Origin of the sequence: Segatella bryantii (genome assembly GCF_022024215.1) — a bacterium.
Classification (GTDB): Bacteria; Bacteroidota; Bacteroidia; order Bacteroidales; family Bacteroidaceae; genus Prevotella; species Prevotella bryantii.
On record NZ_CP091797.1, the window covers coordinates 157,501 to 175,573 of the forward strand.

Below are 18,073 nucleotides of genomic sequence, written 5' to 3' on the forward strand. Positions count from 1 at the left end.
AACATAAAATCGTTGAAATTAAATTTACAATTCACGTTTGTCGATAACCCGTTTTGCTTTTCCTGTAGAGCGTTCAATACTCTTTGGTTCTACTAGTTTTACGTCAAAGCCAATTCCAATAACACTTCTTAATTCAGCTTCAAGTTTATTACGTAATCGAACCATCTGTCCCATTTCATCACTGAAAAATTCTTCTTTTACTTCAACTTTCAATTCTGTAGTATCATTATTGTTAATGCGGTTGACAGTAAGGAAATAGTGAGGTTCGAATTCTTTTAGACTTAATATTACAGCTTCAATCTGAGTTGGGAATACGTTGACTCCCCTAATTATAAGCATATCGTCGCAACGGCCGAGGATACGGTCCATACGGACAAAAGTACGACCACAAGGACATTTATCGTAATGCAAAGCCGTAAGATCGTGCGTGCGATAGCGAAGAAGTGGCATACCTTCTTTTGTAAGATGCGTAAAACAAAGTTCTCCTACGGTACCTTCAGGTAACGGCTCACCGGTATTAGGGTCAAGAATTTCTGGATAATAATAATCTTCATTCAGATGCGTACCATGCTGACACTCACACTCATAGCCTACACCAGGCCCTGCGATTTCACTTAATCCGTAAATGTCGTAAGCCTTAATACCTAGAGCCAGTTCTAGTTTTTTTCTCATATTTTCAGTCCAGGGTTCAGCTCCAAAAGCACCAATCCGAAGATTAAAGTCCTCTTTAGGCCATGGACTCAGCTTTAAGGCTTCTGCTAGATAGAGCGCATAAGAAGGGGTACAACATAGTGCAGTAGCTTTAAAATCGTGCATCAATGTAATCTGTTTCTGCGTATTACCAGAAGACATCGGGATAACGCTTGCCCCAATATTGTCAGCACCAGCGTGTGCACCAAGTCCACCAGTAAAGAGCCCGTATCCATAAGATATCTGGAATATATCTTTTTTAGTAGCACCATAAGCTGTGAGAGCACGAGAAAGACATTCTTTCCAATCCTGCAAATCGCGGCGTGTATAAAGGGCAACAACCGGCTTACCTGTTGTACCCGAAGAAGCATGAATGCGTACAATCTGGCTCATGGGTACAGCAGCCATGCCAAAAGGATATTGATCGCGTAAATCTGTTTTATTGGTAAACGGTAATTTGGAAATGTCGTCGATGCTTTTAATATCACCAGGCTCGAGTCCCATTTCCTGAAATTTACCTCTATAGAAGGGAGTATTGTGATAAACGTAGTCAACCATGTTGACTAATCTTTTGCTTTGGATTTCACGAAGCCGATCGCGATCCATGCATTCCATGGTTTTATTCCAAATCATCTGGTCAAATTTATTAAATGGTATTAGTATTGAGTTCTTGCAAAGATACAATATAATCAAATACATGCAAACTTTTTCGTACTTTTTAATAGAAAAATATAACAATCCGATATTTTATTTTGATTTCAATAAATAAATTCGTATTTTTGCCTCAATAAATAAAAACTTTATACAATGAAGATAGCCATATTACAACAGGATATTATTTGGGGAGATATTCACGCCAATTGTAAAGCTGCAGCCAAGGCTATTGATGCTCAGCCGGGAAGTAATCTCTATATATTGCCCGAAATGTTTTCGACAGGATTTGCTACTCGACCAAAAGGAATAGCAGATGCAGATGGTTATACTCTGAATTGGATGAAGCAGAAGGCCCGAGAGAAACATGCTGCAATCTGTGGCAGTGTGGCTATAGAGGACCATGTAAGATACTATAATCGTTTATACTTTGTAAAGCCAGATGGTAGTGTGGAGTATTACGATAAGCACCACCTTTTTACCTATGGAGGTGAACATTATCAGTTTACTGCTGGTAAAGACAGAGTGATAGTAAATTACGAAGGCTATCGTATCCTCTTAGCGGTATGTTATGACCTTCGTTTCCCTGTGTGGAGTAGAAATAATCAGGATTATGACCTGGCCATTTACGTGGCGAGTTGGCCGGCTAAACGTCAACTAGCCTGGGATACACTATTAAGAGCGCGTGCCATAGAGAATCAGTGCTATCTGGTAGGTGTAAATCGAGTAGGAGATGATCCGGTGCTCCATTATTCAGGAGGGTCGGTCATCTTAGATCCGAATGGCGAAATACTCACTGCATGTGAATCAGAAAAAGAGCAGGTAGCGGTAGCGGAAATAGATATCAAAAAACTTGAAGAATTTCGGAAAAAGTTTCCAGTTCTCGACGATATTGATAATTTTATACTGAAGTAAAAATTAGCAAATCATGCTAAATCCTTAATACAATCAATACTACATGAAAGAAAAAAGATTATTGCTCGGAGACGAAGCTATAGCCCTTGGAGCCCTCGATGCTGGTTTATCGGGAGTGTATGCTTATCCGGGCACACCCTCTACAGAGATTACAGAATTTATACAAAAACATCCTTTGACGAAAGAGCGTGGCATTCACAGTCGTTGGTGTACCAATGAAAAAACAGCGATGGAAGCTGCTCTTGGCATGAGTTATGCAGGTAAGAGAGCGCTCGTTTGTATGAAGCATGTAGGCATGAATGTGTGTGCTGATGCTTTTATCAATTCGGCAGTAACCGGTGTGAATGGTGGACTTGTAGTTCTGGCGGCCGACGATCCGTCGATGCATTCATCACAAAATGAACAAGATTCTCGTTTCTATGGCAAATTTGCTATGGTACCTATATTCGAACCGAGTAATCAACAGGAATGTTATGATGTTATGGGTACAGCTTTTGATCTTTCTGAAGCGATCAAGCTTCCTGTCGTTATGCGATTGGTAACACGATTGGCACATTCTCGTGCTGGTGTAGAGGTGAATCATGAGGCTAGAGAGATGAATGCTTTCCGTTTGGATACTGGAAAGAACTGGATACTATTGCCAGCAATTGCACGGAAGCAGAATGAACTACTGATAAGTAAACAGTCTACTATAGAACAATTTGCCGAAGAATCAACTTATAATCGACTAGAAATACAAGAAGGAAAAGGACTCGGTATTATTGCATCTGGTATCGGCTATAATTATGTGCGTGAGGTTCATCCATCAGGCGTATCAGCTATTTTAAAGATCTCACAATATCCCCTACCTCAGAAACAGATAAAACAGTTAGCTGAAATGAGTGACCGCATCCTTGTGGTAGAAGACGGACAGCCTTTTATAGAAGAAAGTGTTAAAGGTATGCTTGGCTCAGACTATGCGATAATAGGCCGCTTGACAGGTGATTTACCACGAACAGGAGAGTTAAATCCCGATTTTGTAGGAAAAGCTTTGGGAAAAGACGTCGATATCACCTTCAACGATATACACGAGGTAGTGGGGCGTCCACCAGCCCTATGTAAAGGATGCGGACATAGAGATGTATATCAAGCCCTGAATGCAATAGTTGCGCAATATGACGACTGTCGTATATTTGGCGATATCGGATGTTATACCTTAGGTGCATTACCTCCATTCCAAAGTATAGCCAGTTGTGTAGATATGGGTGCTAGCATTACGATGGCCAAGGGCGCAGCAGATGCTGGCCAGCATCCAGCTATCGCCATAATCGGAGATTCTACCTTTACCCACAGTGGGATGACAGGATTGCTGGATGCTGTAAATGATCATTCTCCAATTACCGTGGTGATATCTGATAATTTGACGACAGCCATGACAGGTGGACAGGATTCTGCCGGTACTAATAAATTTGAGCAGATATGTATCGGACTCGGAGTGGCTCCAGAGCATGTTCGTGTAGTCGTTCCTTTGCCTAAAAATATGGACGAAATCGTTAAGATTTTGAAGGAAGAAATAGATTATCCCGATGTTAGCGTGATTATACCTCGAAGAGAATGCATGCAGACACTGGGAAGAAAATTGAAAAATAGAGCTACAAAATAGGAGGGGAAGCTAAAATGAAAAAAGATATCATACTTTCAGGTGTGGGAGGACAAGGTATCCTCTCCATTGCCACCGTCATAGGTGAAGCTGCTACAGAGGCAGGTGTGAATCTGAAACAAGCAGAAGTACATGGTATGAGTCAGCGTGGTGGAGATGTGCAAAGTAATCTGAGACTAAGCAATGGCGATATTTTCAGTGATCTGATACCAAAAGGACAAGCAGACTTGATTATTTCCATGGAGCCCATGGAAGCTCTTCGTTATGTACCATTTCTGAATAAAGACGGATGGGTAGTAACCAGTTCTGAGCCTTTGGTAAATATATCTAATTATCCTGATGTAGATGCGGTTATTGCAGAACTCCATGCATTGCCTCATGTGAAATTATTGCCTATCGGAGAATTGGCAAAGCAAAATCATCTGCCTAAGAGTGCTAATATGATTTTGTTGGGTATGGCTGCTGATGCCCTCGAAATCATTTCTCCAGAGAAATTACGTGATGCTATCGGACGTATCTTTGCTCGAAAGGGAGAGACTATTGTAGAGGCGAACTATAAGGCTTTTGATTTGGGACGAAATACGAAAATGTAATGTATACCGTTTTCGGGTATTCAAGAATATAGTAAGAAATGAAAATATTTAGTGATGAACTGATAAACGAAGCGTGTCAGACTAATCATGTAGCCGATTTGGGACATGCTACTATAGGTGAAGTGCTGCTTGTGGCTCAGTTTTTAGAACAGAAAACGGGCATTCCTTTTATCCGTATGGATCAAGGTTCACCAGGATTACCTGTAAATCGGTATGGTGTGGAAGCTGAGAAGGAAGCCTTAGATCGTGGGGTAGGTTCACAATATCCTGCAGCTGCTGGTGTGAAAGAATTGAAGGAAGCTGCTCATGAGTTTGTTAAAGCTTTTATTAATGTTGATATTTCAGCCCGCTCATGCATTCCGACAACAGGTTCGGTAGCAGGTAGTTTTGGCTCTTTTATAGCGACAACTCAACGCATTCCGGGTAAGAATAAGGTACTTTTCATTGATCCTGGATTTCCTATTCAGAAGTCTCAGTTGCGTGTACTAGGTATCGAATGGAAAGAATTTGATATCTATCCTTATCGTGGTGAGGCTCTTCGTGCTAAACTCGAGGAGGAATTGGCTGATGGCACTGTTGCTTCTATCGTTTATAGCAATCCTAACAATCCTGCATGGACTTGTCTTGATGAAATAGAACTTCAGATTATAGGTGAATTGGCTACGAAATATGATGTTGTTGTTATGGAGGATTTGGCTTATTTCTGTATGGATTATCGTCGTGATTTAAGTCATCCGTATGAAGCTCCGTTTGTACCGACAGTAGCACGATATACTGAAAACTATATTCTTATGTTGTCATCTTCTAAGATTTTCAGCTATGCCGGACAGCGTATGGCATTGGTATGTATCAGTGATAAACTCTATGATACCTATTACCCAGCTTTAGCCGAGCGCTATCATGATGCGGGACTGTTTGGCAGTACGATGTGTGCCGAGATACTCTATATGATAACAAGTGGCTGTACAGCGAGTACTCAGTATGGTTATGCCGAAATGCTTCGTTTAAGTTGTGAAGGTAAAATCAATTTTGTGGAAGATACGCGAGAGTATGAGCGAAGAGCTTGTAAAATGAAGAAAATCTTCTGCGATCACGGATTCCATATCGTGTATGATAAGGATGTGAACCAAAAAGTGGGTGATGGTTTCTTTTTTACTTTAGGCTATGGTCAAATGGACGGTAGTACGCTGGTGAAAGAGTTGGTAAGTTATGGTGTAAGCAGTATTAATCTAGATACTACCGGTTCGCTTGAGCCAGGAGTACGCGCTTGTACTTCTCGTATGAGGGAAGAGCTATATAGTGTACTCGAAGAACGTATGAAACTCTTCCAAGAGGATCATCCTTTGGAAGACGGACAGTGATTCTTGCGCAAATCTCGACCTTCATATTTGCACATGGCATCCACCCATTCCGGAAGGAGTTCCATGGATTCCTGTTTCTTCAAGTCGAAAGCTACCATAATCGTTTTACCGATACACTTTACCTCATTGGTGTCGGTATTGACTAATTTTTGGTAAAGAGTAAAACTCTTATTGCCCACGTTGGTAACAGCTGTTAAGACCGATACATTCTCATCGATACGAACTTGTGCCATGAAGTCGGCCTCTACATGGACTACGACAATGGCATATTTGCGAGTGTCTAAATCAGGCCATAACTCCTGTACATATTTAATCTTTGCAATATCATAATACTGAAAGAATATGGAATTATTAACATGCCCGAAAGGGTCGGCATCGGTAAAGCGTAATTGGATATCTAGCTTATTATGAAAAGTTATATCATCTATTTCCATCCTCTATTTTTTGTATACGAAGGTACGGAATAAAATTAATGGAAAGGAAAGGGATTTTTGCTTTTTAACGAATATTTATATATACTCAAATCGTTTTGCGCACAATAGAAGAGGAGTGTGCAGTATATCTTATCTGTTCGTATTTAAGCTATAAGGGGGATGTGTAGCGTCGGCACATCCCCCTTTTTGAATCTAGTATTATGATATCTCTTATTTTGAAAAAAACGAATTCGTAGTGAAAGTTTATCTGCTATTTCGACATATCATAGTGGTATTTTTATCATTTATCAGACGCTGCTGATGGGATATACTTGAGTCTATACCAAATATTGTTAGGCATTAGTGAAGATTGGAGCTTACCATCGATATACATTCCTATATTGATAATTTGCAATTCGAAGGATTTTGGATTAGTAGTGTATAAACCGTAAGAATATGAATTATTTAAAGCAAATGAGAACTGTACCTTATGCTCCTTACCGCCATAGTTTACGTTAAATGTTGGTGAAGTTGGGTTAATAAGAATAGCAATCGGTTTCAGTTGTACTAAACCGATATAACATTTCAATACCGGTGTTACCTGTTTCTCAATAGCTTGTTTCAATTCATTGTCTGTAATGCTCTTAGCGAGGAATTTAGAAGGAAGGTTGTAGATATACATGATAGAATCATTGCTTACTTCCCATTCGACATCTGCAGTATCTCTAATTTCTTGATTGGTAACAGAATTCTCTTGAATACGAATAATTTTTCCATGGTAGATACCATAGATGGTTTGCATAGCTTGTTTACTCTGTTCTGGAGTAATGATGTTGTCTGCATGATCCAGATCGTTACATGCTGTGAATGCCATGGCTGCCATGATGCAGCAAAGAATGCTGCTAAGTACTTTTAATTTTTTCATTTTTGTTTTTGTTTTTGTTTATTATTATTGGTTTCTTGTATTTTCCTACTGATATGCCGTAATTGGTTATTGCATTTTCAGCCTTCATACACTCTCTAAATGCAATAACTTCGAGAATCTTGCTTGTAGATAAAAAAAATTTTTTTTTATGAAACATAGATGCAAGATTCACTCTTTTTTCGTATTTATAAGGTAATAATTAAATAATAAGACAAGAAATCTTTTTTATATCCGTTTGGCTAGTGTGCATTCGGATGAAAAATTATGAATAATCTGGGAAACGATATAGAGATAGCGATAGTCGAGAAGTTCCGTCGAGGAGACACTTCTGCGATGGATCGGCTATATGCTGCATATGCAAATTATCTTACTGGAGTTTGCTGTCGATATATCGTCCATGATGACGATCTTAAAGATGTACTTCAAGAGAGTTTCATCAAGATTTTTACTCGAATGAATAGTTTTGATTATCGAGGAAAGGGATCGCTACGAGCATGGGTAACCAAGATAGCAATTAATGAATGTTTACTATTTCTTCGCAGGCAAAAGCAGAACACCTTTGTTGTTGATATGGATCCGCCTGATATTCCAGATGAGGAACCTGATACAGAAGGCTTGAGTGGAGATGTATTAACTCGCTTGATTAGACAACTGCCAGATGGTTATCGTACAGTGCTTAATCTCTATGTTATAGAAGGGAAAAGTCATAAGGAGATAGCTGAGATGCTGAATATAAAACCAGATACATCGGCTTCTCAACTACACAGAGCCAAAAATATGTTGGCTAAGTTTATTAAGGATTATAAAAGGTATGGGTATGAATGATAAGTGGATGGACGATTTGAAAAACCAGCTTGGCGACTATCGGAAAGATGCGCCAGAAGGTTTACTCGATGACATTAAGCAAGAAATGTGTCGTAGAGGTGTGATGCCTAATCAGAAAGTACCCGTAAAGAAACCGGTAATTGGATATAAACGGCAAATATGGTGGAAGGTGGCAGTCGCAGCGCTGCTTGCTATTGCTGGTATTGGTATTGTGGAGTGGAATAACCGAAGTGTATCGTCTAATTCCATTGTTCACACGGCACGTGTAAATTCTACAAATAGCTCAAAACATGGTATTACTGAAGTGGATAGTAAGGAGCAAGAAAATTCTCATGTGTTGGCTTCATTATATCCTATGAGTAATCATCGATATCTTGTTTCTGATAGAGATCAAGAATACAGTCTGCAAGGATGTCTGAAAGAAGATATTCAAGAGGATTATCACAATAGTACTTCTGAGCATGCACAAGTAACTCCTTTTTCAGAGGACGAATCTCATGAATCGACTTCAGCTAGTATTATTATCCGTAAACCAAGTACTTCTTTATATGCCCAGAATACATCTAAGGCATCTGTCAAGAGGCAACAGGTAGATGAAACATTATCATTGGGAGCTTGGTATGGTAGTAGTATGACAGGGAATAGTTCTGCTCAGCAAATGGCGATGGTATACGCCTCTACTTCCATATGTAGTTTTGATGCGATGGATACTCATGAATATATTGATGAGGCCTTGACACAGATTTATAATAAGGAATTTATACAAGCGGCTATGCCTACAGTGAAAGCGAAGCATCATCAGCCAGTTAAGGTAGGAGTGTCTGTACGCTATCAGTTGAATCCGAAATGGAGTTTACTTGCAGGACTAACATATAGTTATCTGCATAGTGAATTTACAGAGGATGTACGTTTTTATCAATCGGTAACCGATCAGAAACTTCATTACGTTGGTATTCCTTTGAGCGTAAGTTATAGTTTCTGGCGTAATCCGCATTTTAATATCTATGTAACAGGTGGTGTTGAAGCTGAGAAGTTAGTAAGTGGTAAGGCCGAGCATCGTATGGAGGGATATTTGATGCAGAAGGATCAGAAACTATCAGAAAAAAAGTCTTCTGAGGTGGAGAACGTGTCAGAGCGTCGCCCTGTATTTAGTACGAATGTTGCGGTCGGAGCAGAATATCATATATCTGATAATCTGAGCCTTTATGTCGAGCCAGGTGCCAATTACTATTTTAAGAATGGAAGTGGAGTGCTGTCTAGCTATACAGAAAATCCATTTATCTTTAATCTTCATTTAGGTATGCGCTGGCATGTAAATCGATAATAATAGATTATTATTGCATGTGTTCGCACACAAATATTTGATATAGGTCAAGAATATGCTGTATAACATATTTTTAGTTGGTATCTATTTGGCTATTATTTTAGATAGTTATACTTTTGCAGTGTCGAGAGAGACAATAAAACAACTTGTAGAGAGAGAATATTCAAGTTTTGGTTATTAGTTTTTAGGTTTAGATTGTTTAGGTTTTAGATTTTATTAAAGTTTGTTGCTTTGAGGTAAAAAGCAAATAAGATTGTTAGAACGACAATAGACAAGTTTAGATTATGAGGATTCGGCCGTGAGGCTGACCTCTTTGGTTAGGCGGAGAAGATATTCTTCGCTTTATTTTTTGTAGATACTTTATATGAGTATAAAAAAACGAATCCACTCTGTTGTGAATTCGTTTTTTGCTTTCTGTATGATTTATTTAATTCGATTTTGCTTTTTCTTTATGTTTTAAAGGCAATGTGAACGAGAAGGTAGTGCCAGTACCCAAAGCACTTTCTACGCTGATAGTACCATTCATGGCTAATACCAGCCTATTGGCCAATGCCAAACCAATACCCGTACTTGATTTTTTCTGAGAGCCATCTTTGCTTTGCCAGTAAGGTTCGAAAACATGTTTACATGTTTCTTCGTCCATACCAATACCGTTATCTTTTACTCGGACAAGCAAGTTCTTGTTTTCTACTTGGGTAGTTACACGGATAATACCCCCTTCTTCAGGACAAAATTTGCAAGCATTGTTAATCAAGTTACGAAGAATCTTAGTTATGAAGTCAGGTTCGTAATCCATATTAACCTCAGGCTCATATCGAGCAAGCGACAGCTGTATTTGCTTCATGTGACAGAGTTCTTCGCAATCTTCGAGAATTCCAGCGATATGTGCGATGACATCGCCATGGCGATAATTTTGTTTTAGTCCAATTTCACTTGTTACCTTGTTGAAATCCATCAACTGGTTAACCAGTTCGAGCATAACTTTACCCTGTCGATTAATGCGTGCTAAATATTTTTGTATTATTGACATGCTAGGCTTTTCGTTTTCCATCAAGTCTTCACTCATACCAATAACGATAGTGAGCGGAGTGCGGAGTTCATGAGTTACATTTCGAAAGAAGTTTAAACGCGTAAGTTCCAATTGCTTTTGCAACTCATTACGCTGCTTACGAGCCTTGAGCAGATTAGTCATGATAGTGAGCAGTATAATCAGAAGTAACACAATGATAGCCGAACCTAAAGCGGTATAGATACGTTTGTTTTTTTCCAATTTGTAGTCACTAGCAAGTTTAGCCAATTCTTGCTTCCTTCTAGTTTGATCCATATTTTCGTGAAGTATACGGATATGGTCTTTTTCATTGCTGAAATGCATGCTATCACGAAACATTATACTGCGTGTATAATTATTAAGCGCTTCCTTATAGTTGCCCTGCTTCTTATATAGGTCATAAAAAGACTCATAGAGGCGCGCTTTGTATTCCATTGCATGTACGTTGTTGGTTAGTTTTTGTGCTTTATCAAGTTGTGCCTTAGCTGCTTCGAATTCGCCCTTGGCGATATAGGCTTTTGCCAAATTTAGAATAGGTTCCACCCAGTACCAGGTATCTGTTGTCTTTATCAAATAGTCGCTGGCGAGTTTAAATTCCTCGATAGCTTTGTCGTATTTTCCTTGTTGCAAATATAGACTGCCATAGTTAGAATGTGAAAGTCCAATACCCAGCGTATTGTGGTCTTGTAAATTCGCATCCATAGATTTCTTGTAGTAATACAAAGCCGAGTCAATCTGACCTTGTTTCTGTTTGCTTTGTCCTAGGTTAGCCATATTGATAGCAATACCTCTTCTGCTATTTATCTTCTTTTCACCAGCTAATGATTTATGGAAAATAGTATCAGCAGTTTTGTAATTTTTATGAATCAGATATATTTTGCCAATACCATTAAGGGCGCTAAGATATTGCTTATAATTGTTCGGATTTTTAAAGTCAGAATAAGAGGAAATGTAGTGTAAGGCTGTTAGATGATAGAGAGTAGCTTGGTCGAGAATACCCATACGTCCAAAGTTGACTGCTAGCTGGTTGCAGATGTGAGAAATTTCGATGGTATCATTGTTGTCAATAGCTATCTCATAAGCTTGGTATAAATATTTTATAGCAGTATAGGAGCGACCAGCCAAACAATTTTGGCTCCCTAATTCACGAAGTGTAACCTCTTGTCCAAGAATATTATTTTCTGCTTTATATTTATCGAGCAATCCCAATAATGCAGTGGTATCCTCGGCTGCTTTTATGAGGCTATCCATCTCTTGGCGCACATCTTGTGCGTAATGTCCATTTGGATTATGCTCTCCACATCCTATAAGCGCAAATACGCTTAAGAGGCATAGTATCCCTATAATGTTTCTAGAAAAAAAGTGTTTCATCTTTAAATGCCATGCGGTGGTTTTACCCTCTAAATGTCTTTATAATATATTAATTCAAGTGCATGGATACCATGCATGGTAGAGCATACCCATCCGTGAGCTCAATATCGAGCAGAAGTCTAGCATTACGAATATAATTTATGTGTTTTAATAATTCATCCATAGTAAATAGCTCTTTAGTACAATATTTGAAAGTTAATAGAATGTCATATTACAAAGATAAATTTATTCTTTGAATAATGCAAGATTTTGGCTATTAAAAAAAGATGTTTTGATATGAATTATATTTCTTTCGTTTATTTTGTATTCTTCTTGGTGGGTATTTTTATTTTCATGAGAGTCTCCACATCCTTTTGTCCTAGTGTCTTAATGCCATACTTTTTGATATTTCTGAGTTTGGCAGCACCAGCTTCTTTGCCAACGAAAACGAAGTCTGTAGCTTCTGATACTTTAAGATCGATGTCAGCACCGCAAGCTTTCAACTGTCGTGCAATATCTATGCGGTCGATAACATTCTGCTTATCGGCTCCTTGATAGAAAACTCCCGTGATAACTACTTTTTTATCGTAGTATGGACTATTGGGATCTGCATTTTTCAGGTCTTTAATCAGTAGGTCACCCTTCAAGGTTGGATGATTGACAAATACGTTTGCATATGGTTGTTTCAGCTTATCATTGATAGGCTTGATATCTTCCAGTGGTTTGTTACCTTTCAGATGCTGTACGTAGAGCCAGCCACAATAATAGGCATCATCGTCACTCTCATGGTGATGTGATGTATCTTGATGATATGCTTTCGTAATTGCTTCCAACTTGTAAGGGTATACATCAAACAAGCTGGCAAAGGTATATTTATCGAGATCTATACCTAGCTGGTAAGCTTCAGACTCCGCTTTGAGAACACCAGGGTCAAACGGACTATTACTATGATACAAAATGACATCAGCTTCGTCAAAATATGGTTTAACTTTTGGCCATATTTTATCGAAGGTAGGAGCATTGGCCGTGTCTTTTGGCTCCAGATGATGTATCATCGGAGTAACGGGGTCATAATAATTATTTGGAGGCTGATTGATAAAATTTTTTCTCAGCGTTAGTTCTCCATCGATAAATTGGGCGATACCCAGTGAGCATGCCCTACTGCTATGCGAATAATATACAGCTTCAAAATCGAAGGCCAATATATTATGAGGCATGGTCAAGTGTGTAGGTGTATGGTCAATGAGCTGTTGCAATTCTTCTACAGAGGTAATTTGTCGATGCATGATAATTGCTTCTGAAGCATACCCCTTTACCCATTTTTTAGGTTGTTTCTTTTTTATGGCCCCCAATGGCGTGTCACCGCTAAAATATTTCATGCCAGCCGGAATATAAGCTAACCAAAGTTGAAGATGGGTTTTGTTTTTCGGCTTTTTCTCGATACTGAAGGCAAAATCTTTAGCATTTTCGATGCCTTGTAGGGCATAAGTATGGATATAACCATTACCCAACTGTAATGGATTTTCAGGATCTTGCTCATCCAAGTAAACGGTTTTCTTACCTTCCTTACCATTTGCCTTTTTAAGTTCTCGGGCCTTGAGACGTGCACCAAAACGTGCTTCTACGTGCTCAAGTGCTACAGGTGTAACAGTATGTCCATCAGGATGCCTTTTCGTGTATCGCACCTTGATAATTTTTAGACAAAACATGTTATCCTTAGCCGTTTCTTCCTGTTGATGAGGCCGTATGATAAGACTCATAATATATACCGTTTGCTCATTTGAGATGCAAAGGTACGCAAATGTCGAGAATTACCCAAATAATTGTTTACCTTTTTGATCGTATGCGTCTGTTGCTAGCATAAAAATAAGTATCTTTGCAGGCAAAATATAAATACGACAAAAAGATGAATAGTAAGACCGATGCGATGGGTAGAGCCATTGCCGAATATAATAATACCCATAAGGCTGGAAAACTGCGAGTTTTCTCACCGATGTTTGATGAAGACGAAATACCGGTAGAGTGGCTCTTTCGCACTTACGGTGAAATGCCAAAATGGGAGCAACAAGCCCTTGATAGGGCTCAGGGGCGTATTCTTGATGTAGGTGCAGCGTCAGGTTGTCATTCACTTGTTTTGCAAGAGCAAGGCAAGAATGTTGTGGCCATTGATATCTCGCCGCTTTCAGTCGAGGTTATGGTGCAGCGTGGTGTAAAACATGCTATTGAACAAGATTTTTTTGCCGTAACTGAGCAGTATGATACCATTTTGATGCTGATGAATGGTATTGGAATTGTTGGCACGATAGATCAATTACCCGATTTTTTTGAACATCTTAAACGTATTTTAGCACCAGGTGGACAGTTATTGTGCGATTCTTCGGATATCAGTTATATTTTTGAAGATGAGGATGGCTTTATCGAATATCCTGAGGATAGTAATTATTTTGGTGAACTAACATACCGAATGCAATATAAGGATACTGTTGGTGAGCCTTTTCCATGGCTTTATATAGATGCGCAAACATTAGGTGATGCTGCTGTAAAGGCGGGTTTTGATTTTGAAGTACTCGCAGAAGGCGATCATTATGAGTATCTTGCCCGAATAACCCGGGCTGTATAATATAAAGTTGAACTATTGAATTTAGTGAACAAAACTTCTTATCAGAATAAAAAGTATGTCGGATAAGATCTATTACTAGACCACCGTCGGTAATATCAAGGTGATATCAAGTAAATCATACCAATTATAATGTTTTTTCTTAGCCCTTAACTTACGCATGTTTTCATGCGTATAATTCTTACTCATTTTTCTTCATAAAAACCTATCTTTTTTCTTCTTTATGTGTAATTAAATGTAAAATATGTCTATATTTGCAAAAAAAATAATTTCATAGAGAAGAAGGTGCAGTATATGGCTACTTTTCATGGAATATTTTTATAGTATAAGTTTTTTTGCATTAAACCTAATATTATATGATCCAACATTTAGGATTGAAAGGATGTTTTCTTTTAGCTTCTGTTTTGTCTATACAAAATGGATGGGCAGTTTCGCTGACGTCATCAATTGAAACAGTACCCTTATCTGTTGAACCTCGGTCTGAATCTATAGAAGGTAGAGTCGTTGATGCCCAGGGCAAACCGATTGTCGGAGCTATTGTGGTAGAGAAGGGGTCTACAGTAGGAACAGTTACCGATATAGATGGTAAGTTCAATCTACCAGTTAAAGTGGGTTCGCGCTTGCTGATATCTTATCTTGGATATCAGACGAAGGAGGTGAAAGCTCAGTCACATATGCTGTTAGAGATGACAGACGATAACGCACAACTTGACGAAGTGGTTGTTGTGGGGTATGGTCAGCAGAAAAAAGTAAATCTAACAGGTGCAGTCGCTAACGTCGACCTCGAGAAGACTATAGGTTCGAGACCTGCTCAGGATGTAGCTAAAGCGCTGCAGGGTGCAGTGCCAGGACTTACGATCATCAATAGTAATGGTTCTATAGATGCTTCACCAACACTCTCGATACGTGGATTAGGAACCCTATCAAACAGTCAGCAATCATCTCCGCTTGTTATCGTCGACGGTGTTCCTTGCGATGATATGAGTCTGCTTAATGGTAATGATATTGCATCTATTTCCGTGTTAAAGGATGCCTCCTCGTCAGCCATCTATGGAAGTAGAGCCGCCTTTGGTGTGATATTAATTACTACCAAACAGGCGAATAAAGGTGACAAAATAAAGATAAGATACGATATGCAGTTTGGTTGGGACAAAGCTACCATATTACCAGATTTCCCATCGGTAGCCACCCAACTTGAAGCGGGTATAAGAGCTAAGGCGAGAGCCGGTGAAAGTACCCCTGAATTATTCGGAATGTATTTTGACGAGTTATTACCTTATGCTAAGGCTTGGGAAGAGCAGGATGGTGGCAAGAAAGGGTACAGCCTGATGCAGCCTTATCAAAGTATGGATGCCGTGGGCGATTATCGTTTTGATGGCGCCAAAGCGCTCTATTATGCAGATTATGATATACAGGATATTTGGTATAATAGCCATGCTCCTTCGACATCACATAATTTGAGTATATCGGGTTCAAGCAATAAGACAACGTATTATTTTTCAGCGGGCTATGATCGCAAGGTAGATATCATGAAGATAGACCCAGATCGTCGCCAGCGCTTTAACGCTACTCTTCATTTGAAGACAGACCTGACCGATTGGCTTACCATCGGACTTCGTTCGTCATTTTCCCGAAAGAAAGTCGATTCTAAAGATACCTATTCGAGCATATATCAGTATATCTGGCGATGGGGATCTTACTTTGTTCCATCGGGCTATATAGAGGATGTAGACGGAAGTACTTATGATTATCGTTTTATAGCCATGCAGAAAGGGGCTGGTGATAAATCTACTATACGCGATGTACTTCAGATGCAGGCTTATGCCAAAGCATATATAACTCATGATATAACGTTGAATGCTGATTTTACTTACCAAATAGAGAATGACAATATAAAAACCTCTACGAAGAGTATTTTCGGCATGAACTGGAGCGGTACAACACCCGTGTACATTGTGAATAATAGTAATTCATCGGTGACCAAGGAAAATGGTAAGGCTGACAGATGGACTGCTAATGCTTATCTTAACTATGCTCATCTCTTTGCTGATAAACATAACCTGAATGTTATGGTAGGAGTAAATGCAGAAAAACTGGAGCGAGATAATTTTTCGGCTATGCGTACCCAACTCTATGATGAGAATTATCCGGAATTTAATCTTACTTACGGAGATATGGCCAAAGCTAAAATAACATCAGCAACACAAGATCGTGCCAGTGCAGGTGTCTTTGGTCGAATCAACTACGACTATAAGGGCATTTATCTGTTAGAACTCAACGGCAGATATGATGGTTCTAGTCGTTTCAGAGAAGGACACAAATGGGCCTTCTTTCCTAGTCTTTCTGCTGGATACCGCTTCAGTGAAGAAAAATATTTTAGTCCTGTGAAAAATATAGTCTCTAATGGTAAGTTGCGTTTTTCATTCGGTCAGATAGGTAATGAAGCTGTAGGTGACAATATGTTTCTTTCTACCTTAGAGGCTTATCAGACCAATTGGTTTGTGGGTACTAACCAGCTTAGTGGTTTAAAAATACCAACATGGGTTAGTCCGTCGCTTACTTGGGAGCGAATACAGACAACCAATTTCGGCATTGATCTTGGTTTCTTAAATAATGAGTTTACCCTGAGCTTCGATCTTTTTCAACGTCTTACCAAAGACATGTTGGCACCAGGAAATGCCCTACCATCGAGTGTGGGAGCTGAAGCCCCTTATACGAATGCGGGTCAACTCCGTTCTCGTGGCTGGGAACTTGCTTTAGCTTGGCGTAAGCAGTGGAATAAAAATCTGAGTCTTTATGCCAACTTCTCTATCAGTGACACCCGTGTACGTGTAACCCGTTGGAATAATACCTCGCAGCTGGTAGGTCATACCGGCAATACAGCCTATGCTTATGAGGGTGAAAACTGGGGAGATATCTGGGGCTTTGAGACCGATCGCTATTTTACAGAGGAAGATTTTGAAGGACAGAATGCCGATGGAAGTTGGAAATATAAAGCGGGAATAGCTGACCAGACAGGTATACAGACCGGTAAGTTTGTCTTTGGTCCAGGTGATATCAAATATAAAGACTTGAATGGTGATGGTAAAATAAATGGTGGCAAAGGAACGTTGCAAGATCATGGTGACTTGAAAGTTATCGGCAACCAGTTGCCACGCTATGAATACAGTTTCCATTTAGGTGGAGCTTATAAAGGTATTGATCTAGACCTCTTTTTTCAGGGTGTAGGCAAGCGTGATATGTGGACGATTTCTTCTTTTGCATTCCCGCTGATGAGAAATGCCGACTTAGCCCTTTATGCCAATCAGACAAGTTATAATATTTATGATCCTGCTAATGGCATCGTTAATATCAATCAAAATAATGATTTCCCATGTCTTTGGCCGGGGAATGATGTAGCGGGAAATGTTGCAGCTTTGGCTGACGCAGGTGGAAGTAATAATTATTATCCACAAAGTAGATATCTCGTTGATATGTCTTATCTGCGTCTGAAGAGCGTAACTCTGGGTTATACTCTTCCTGAGGGGCTTACCCGTAAGGCTCATATCGAAAGCTTACGTATCTATACCAGTGCCAATAATTTGTTCCTATTGCATAAAGGTAACGGTAATCTGCCACTCGATCCGGAAATTAACGACGGTAACGGTATCGTTTATGGTGGATGGGGGCGTACTACCCCTATAACTCGTTCGTGGGTAGTAGGATTGCAGGTAACTTTCTAA

Annotated in this window: 14 protein-coding genes (1 of these 14 cut by a window edge); 8 read left to right on the plus strand and 6 right to left on the minus strand. The window is 39.4% G+C overall.

Annotation, left to right across the window (positions count from 1 at the left end; genetic code table 11):
* Both L6471_RS00525 and L6471_RS00530 read right to left on the minus strand, forming a co-directional pair.
* A protein-coding gene (locus L6471_RS00525) for an amino acid-binding protein (protein ID WP_237797001.1) crosses the window boundary here: on the minus strand, positions 1 to 5 show its 5' end (the start). It extends 421 nt beyond the left edge of the window; the window shows 5 of its 426 coding nt (coding positions 1-5); the start codon lies at positions 3 to 5; the stop codon falls past the left edge of the window.
* Between the two features lie 19 nt (positions 6 to 24).
* Positions 25 to 1,323, minus strand: coding sequence for a phenylacetate--CoA ligase family protein (locus L6471_RS00530; RefSeq protein WP_006281978.1), 1,299 nt, complete (start codon positions 1,321 to 1,323; stop codon positions 25 to 27).
* Positions 1,324 to 1,497: 174 nt separating this feature from the next.
* Here L6471_RS00530 and L6471_RS00535 point away from each other — a divergent pair, with 174 nt between their 5' ends.
* From L6471_RS00535 to L6471_RS00550, 4 genes are read left to right on the plus strand one after another with little or no spacing between them, the layout of a single operon-like run.
* Positions 1,498 to 2,256 (plus strand): amidohydrolase, encoded by a 759-nt coding sequence (locus tag L6471_RS00535; protein ID WP_237797002.1) that lies wholly within the window; start codon positions 1,498 to 1,500, stop codon positions 2,254 to 2,256.
* Positions 2,257 to 2,299: 43 nt separating this feature from the next.
* Entirely contained in the window at positions 2,300 to 3,898 is a 1,599-nt protein-coding gene (locus L6471_RS00540; protein WP_237797003.1) for a thiamine pyrophosphate-dependent enzyme, read from the plus strand.
* Between the two features lie 14 nt (positions 3,899 to 3,912).
* Positions 3,913 to 4,488: an indolepyruvate oxidoreductase subunit beta gene (locus L6471_RS00545; protein ID WP_027453794.1), complete on the plus strand. Its 576-nt coding sequence runs from the start codon at positions 3,913 to 3,915 to the stop codon at positions 4,486 to 4,488.
* Between the two features lie 38 nt (positions 4,489 to 4,526).
* Positions 4,527 to 5,849 carry an aminotransferase class I/II-fold pyridoxal phosphate-dependent enzyme gene (locus L6471_RS00550; protein ID WP_237797004.1) on the plus strand — a complete coding sequence of 441 codons (1,323 nt, stop codon included), beginning with the start codon at positions 4,527 to 4,529 and terminating at the stop codon, positions 5,847 to 5,849.
* Here the strand turns inward: L6471_RS00550 and L6471_RS00555 are convergent.
* Both L6471_RS00555 and L6471_RS00560 read right to left on the minus strand, forming a co-directional pair.
* The gene (locus tag L6471_RS00555; protein WP_027453796.1) at positions 5,825 to 6,277 is read right to left on the minus strand and encodes an acyl-CoA thioesterase; all 453 of its coding nucleotides are present in this window, start codon (positions 6,275 to 6,277) and stop codon (positions 5,825 to 5,827) included. The two genes, L6471_RS00550 and L6471_RS00555, sit on opposite strands and share 25 nt — an antisense overlap.
* Positions 6,278 to 6,563: 286 nt before the next feature.
* Positions 6,564 to 7,187 carry a DUF4840 domain-containing protein gene (locus tag L6471_RS00560; RefSeq protein ID WP_081657112.1) on the minus strand — a complete coding sequence of 208 codons (624 nt, stop codon included), beginning with the start codon at positions 7,185 to 7,187 and terminating at the stop codon, positions 6,564 to 6,566.
* Between the two features lie 264 nt (positions 7,188 to 7,451).
* On the opposite strand from L6471_RS00560, the gene L6471_RS00565 reads away from it, so the two are divergent.
* Together L6471_RS00565 and L6471_RS00570 are read left to right on the plus strand one after the other, a co-directional pair.
* A complete protein-coding gene (locus tag L6471_RS00565) occupies positions 7,452 to 8,012 on the plus strand; it encodes an RNA polymerase sigma factor (protein WP_237797005.1) in 561 nt (186 codons plus the stop codon).
* A complete protein-coding gene (locus L6471_RS00570; RefSeq protein ID WP_173652065.1) occupies positions 8,005 to 9,336 on the plus strand; it encodes an outer membrane beta-barrel protein in 1,332 nt (443 codons plus the stop codon). Before L6471_RS00565 ends, L6471_RS00570 begins: the two co-directional genes overlap by 8 nt.
* A gap of 427 nt (positions 9,337 to 9,763) precedes the next feature.
* On the opposite strand, the gene L6471_RS00575 is transcribed toward L6471_RS00570, so the two are convergent.
* Both L6471_RS00575 and L6471_RS00580 read right to left on the minus strand, forming a co-directional pair.
* Complete coding sequence (locus L6471_RS00575; protein WP_094448573.1) at positions 9,764 to 11,755, minus strand: tetratricopeptide repeat-containing sensor histidine kinase; 1,992 nt, start codon at positions 11,753 to 11,755, stop codon at positions 9,764 to 9,766.
* A 296-nt stretch (positions 11,756 to 12,051) separates the two neighbouring features.
* On the minus strand, positions 12,052 to 13,494 hold the full coding sequence (locus L6471_RS00580) for an exonuclease domain-containing protein (RefSeq protein WP_006281967.1): 1,443 nt from the start codon (positions 13,492 to 13,494) through the stop codon (positions 12,052 to 12,054).
* Between the two features lie 146 nt (positions 13,495 to 13,640).
* On the opposite strand from L6471_RS00580, the gene L6471_RS00585 reads away from it, so the two are divergent.
* Positions 13,641 to 14,354 (plus strand): class I SAM-dependent methyltransferase, encoded by a 714-nt coding sequence (locus L6471_RS00585; protein ID WP_039870087.1) that lies wholly within the window; start codon positions 13,641 to 13,643, stop codon positions 14,352 to 14,354.
* A gap of 353 nt (positions 14,355 to 14,707) precedes the next feature.
* Positions 14,708 to 18,073, plus strand: a complete 3,366-nt coding sequence (locus tag L6471_RS00590) for a SusC/RagA family TonB-linked outer membrane protein (protein ID WP_237797006.1) — start codon at positions 14,708 to 14,710, stop codon at positions 18,071 to 18,073.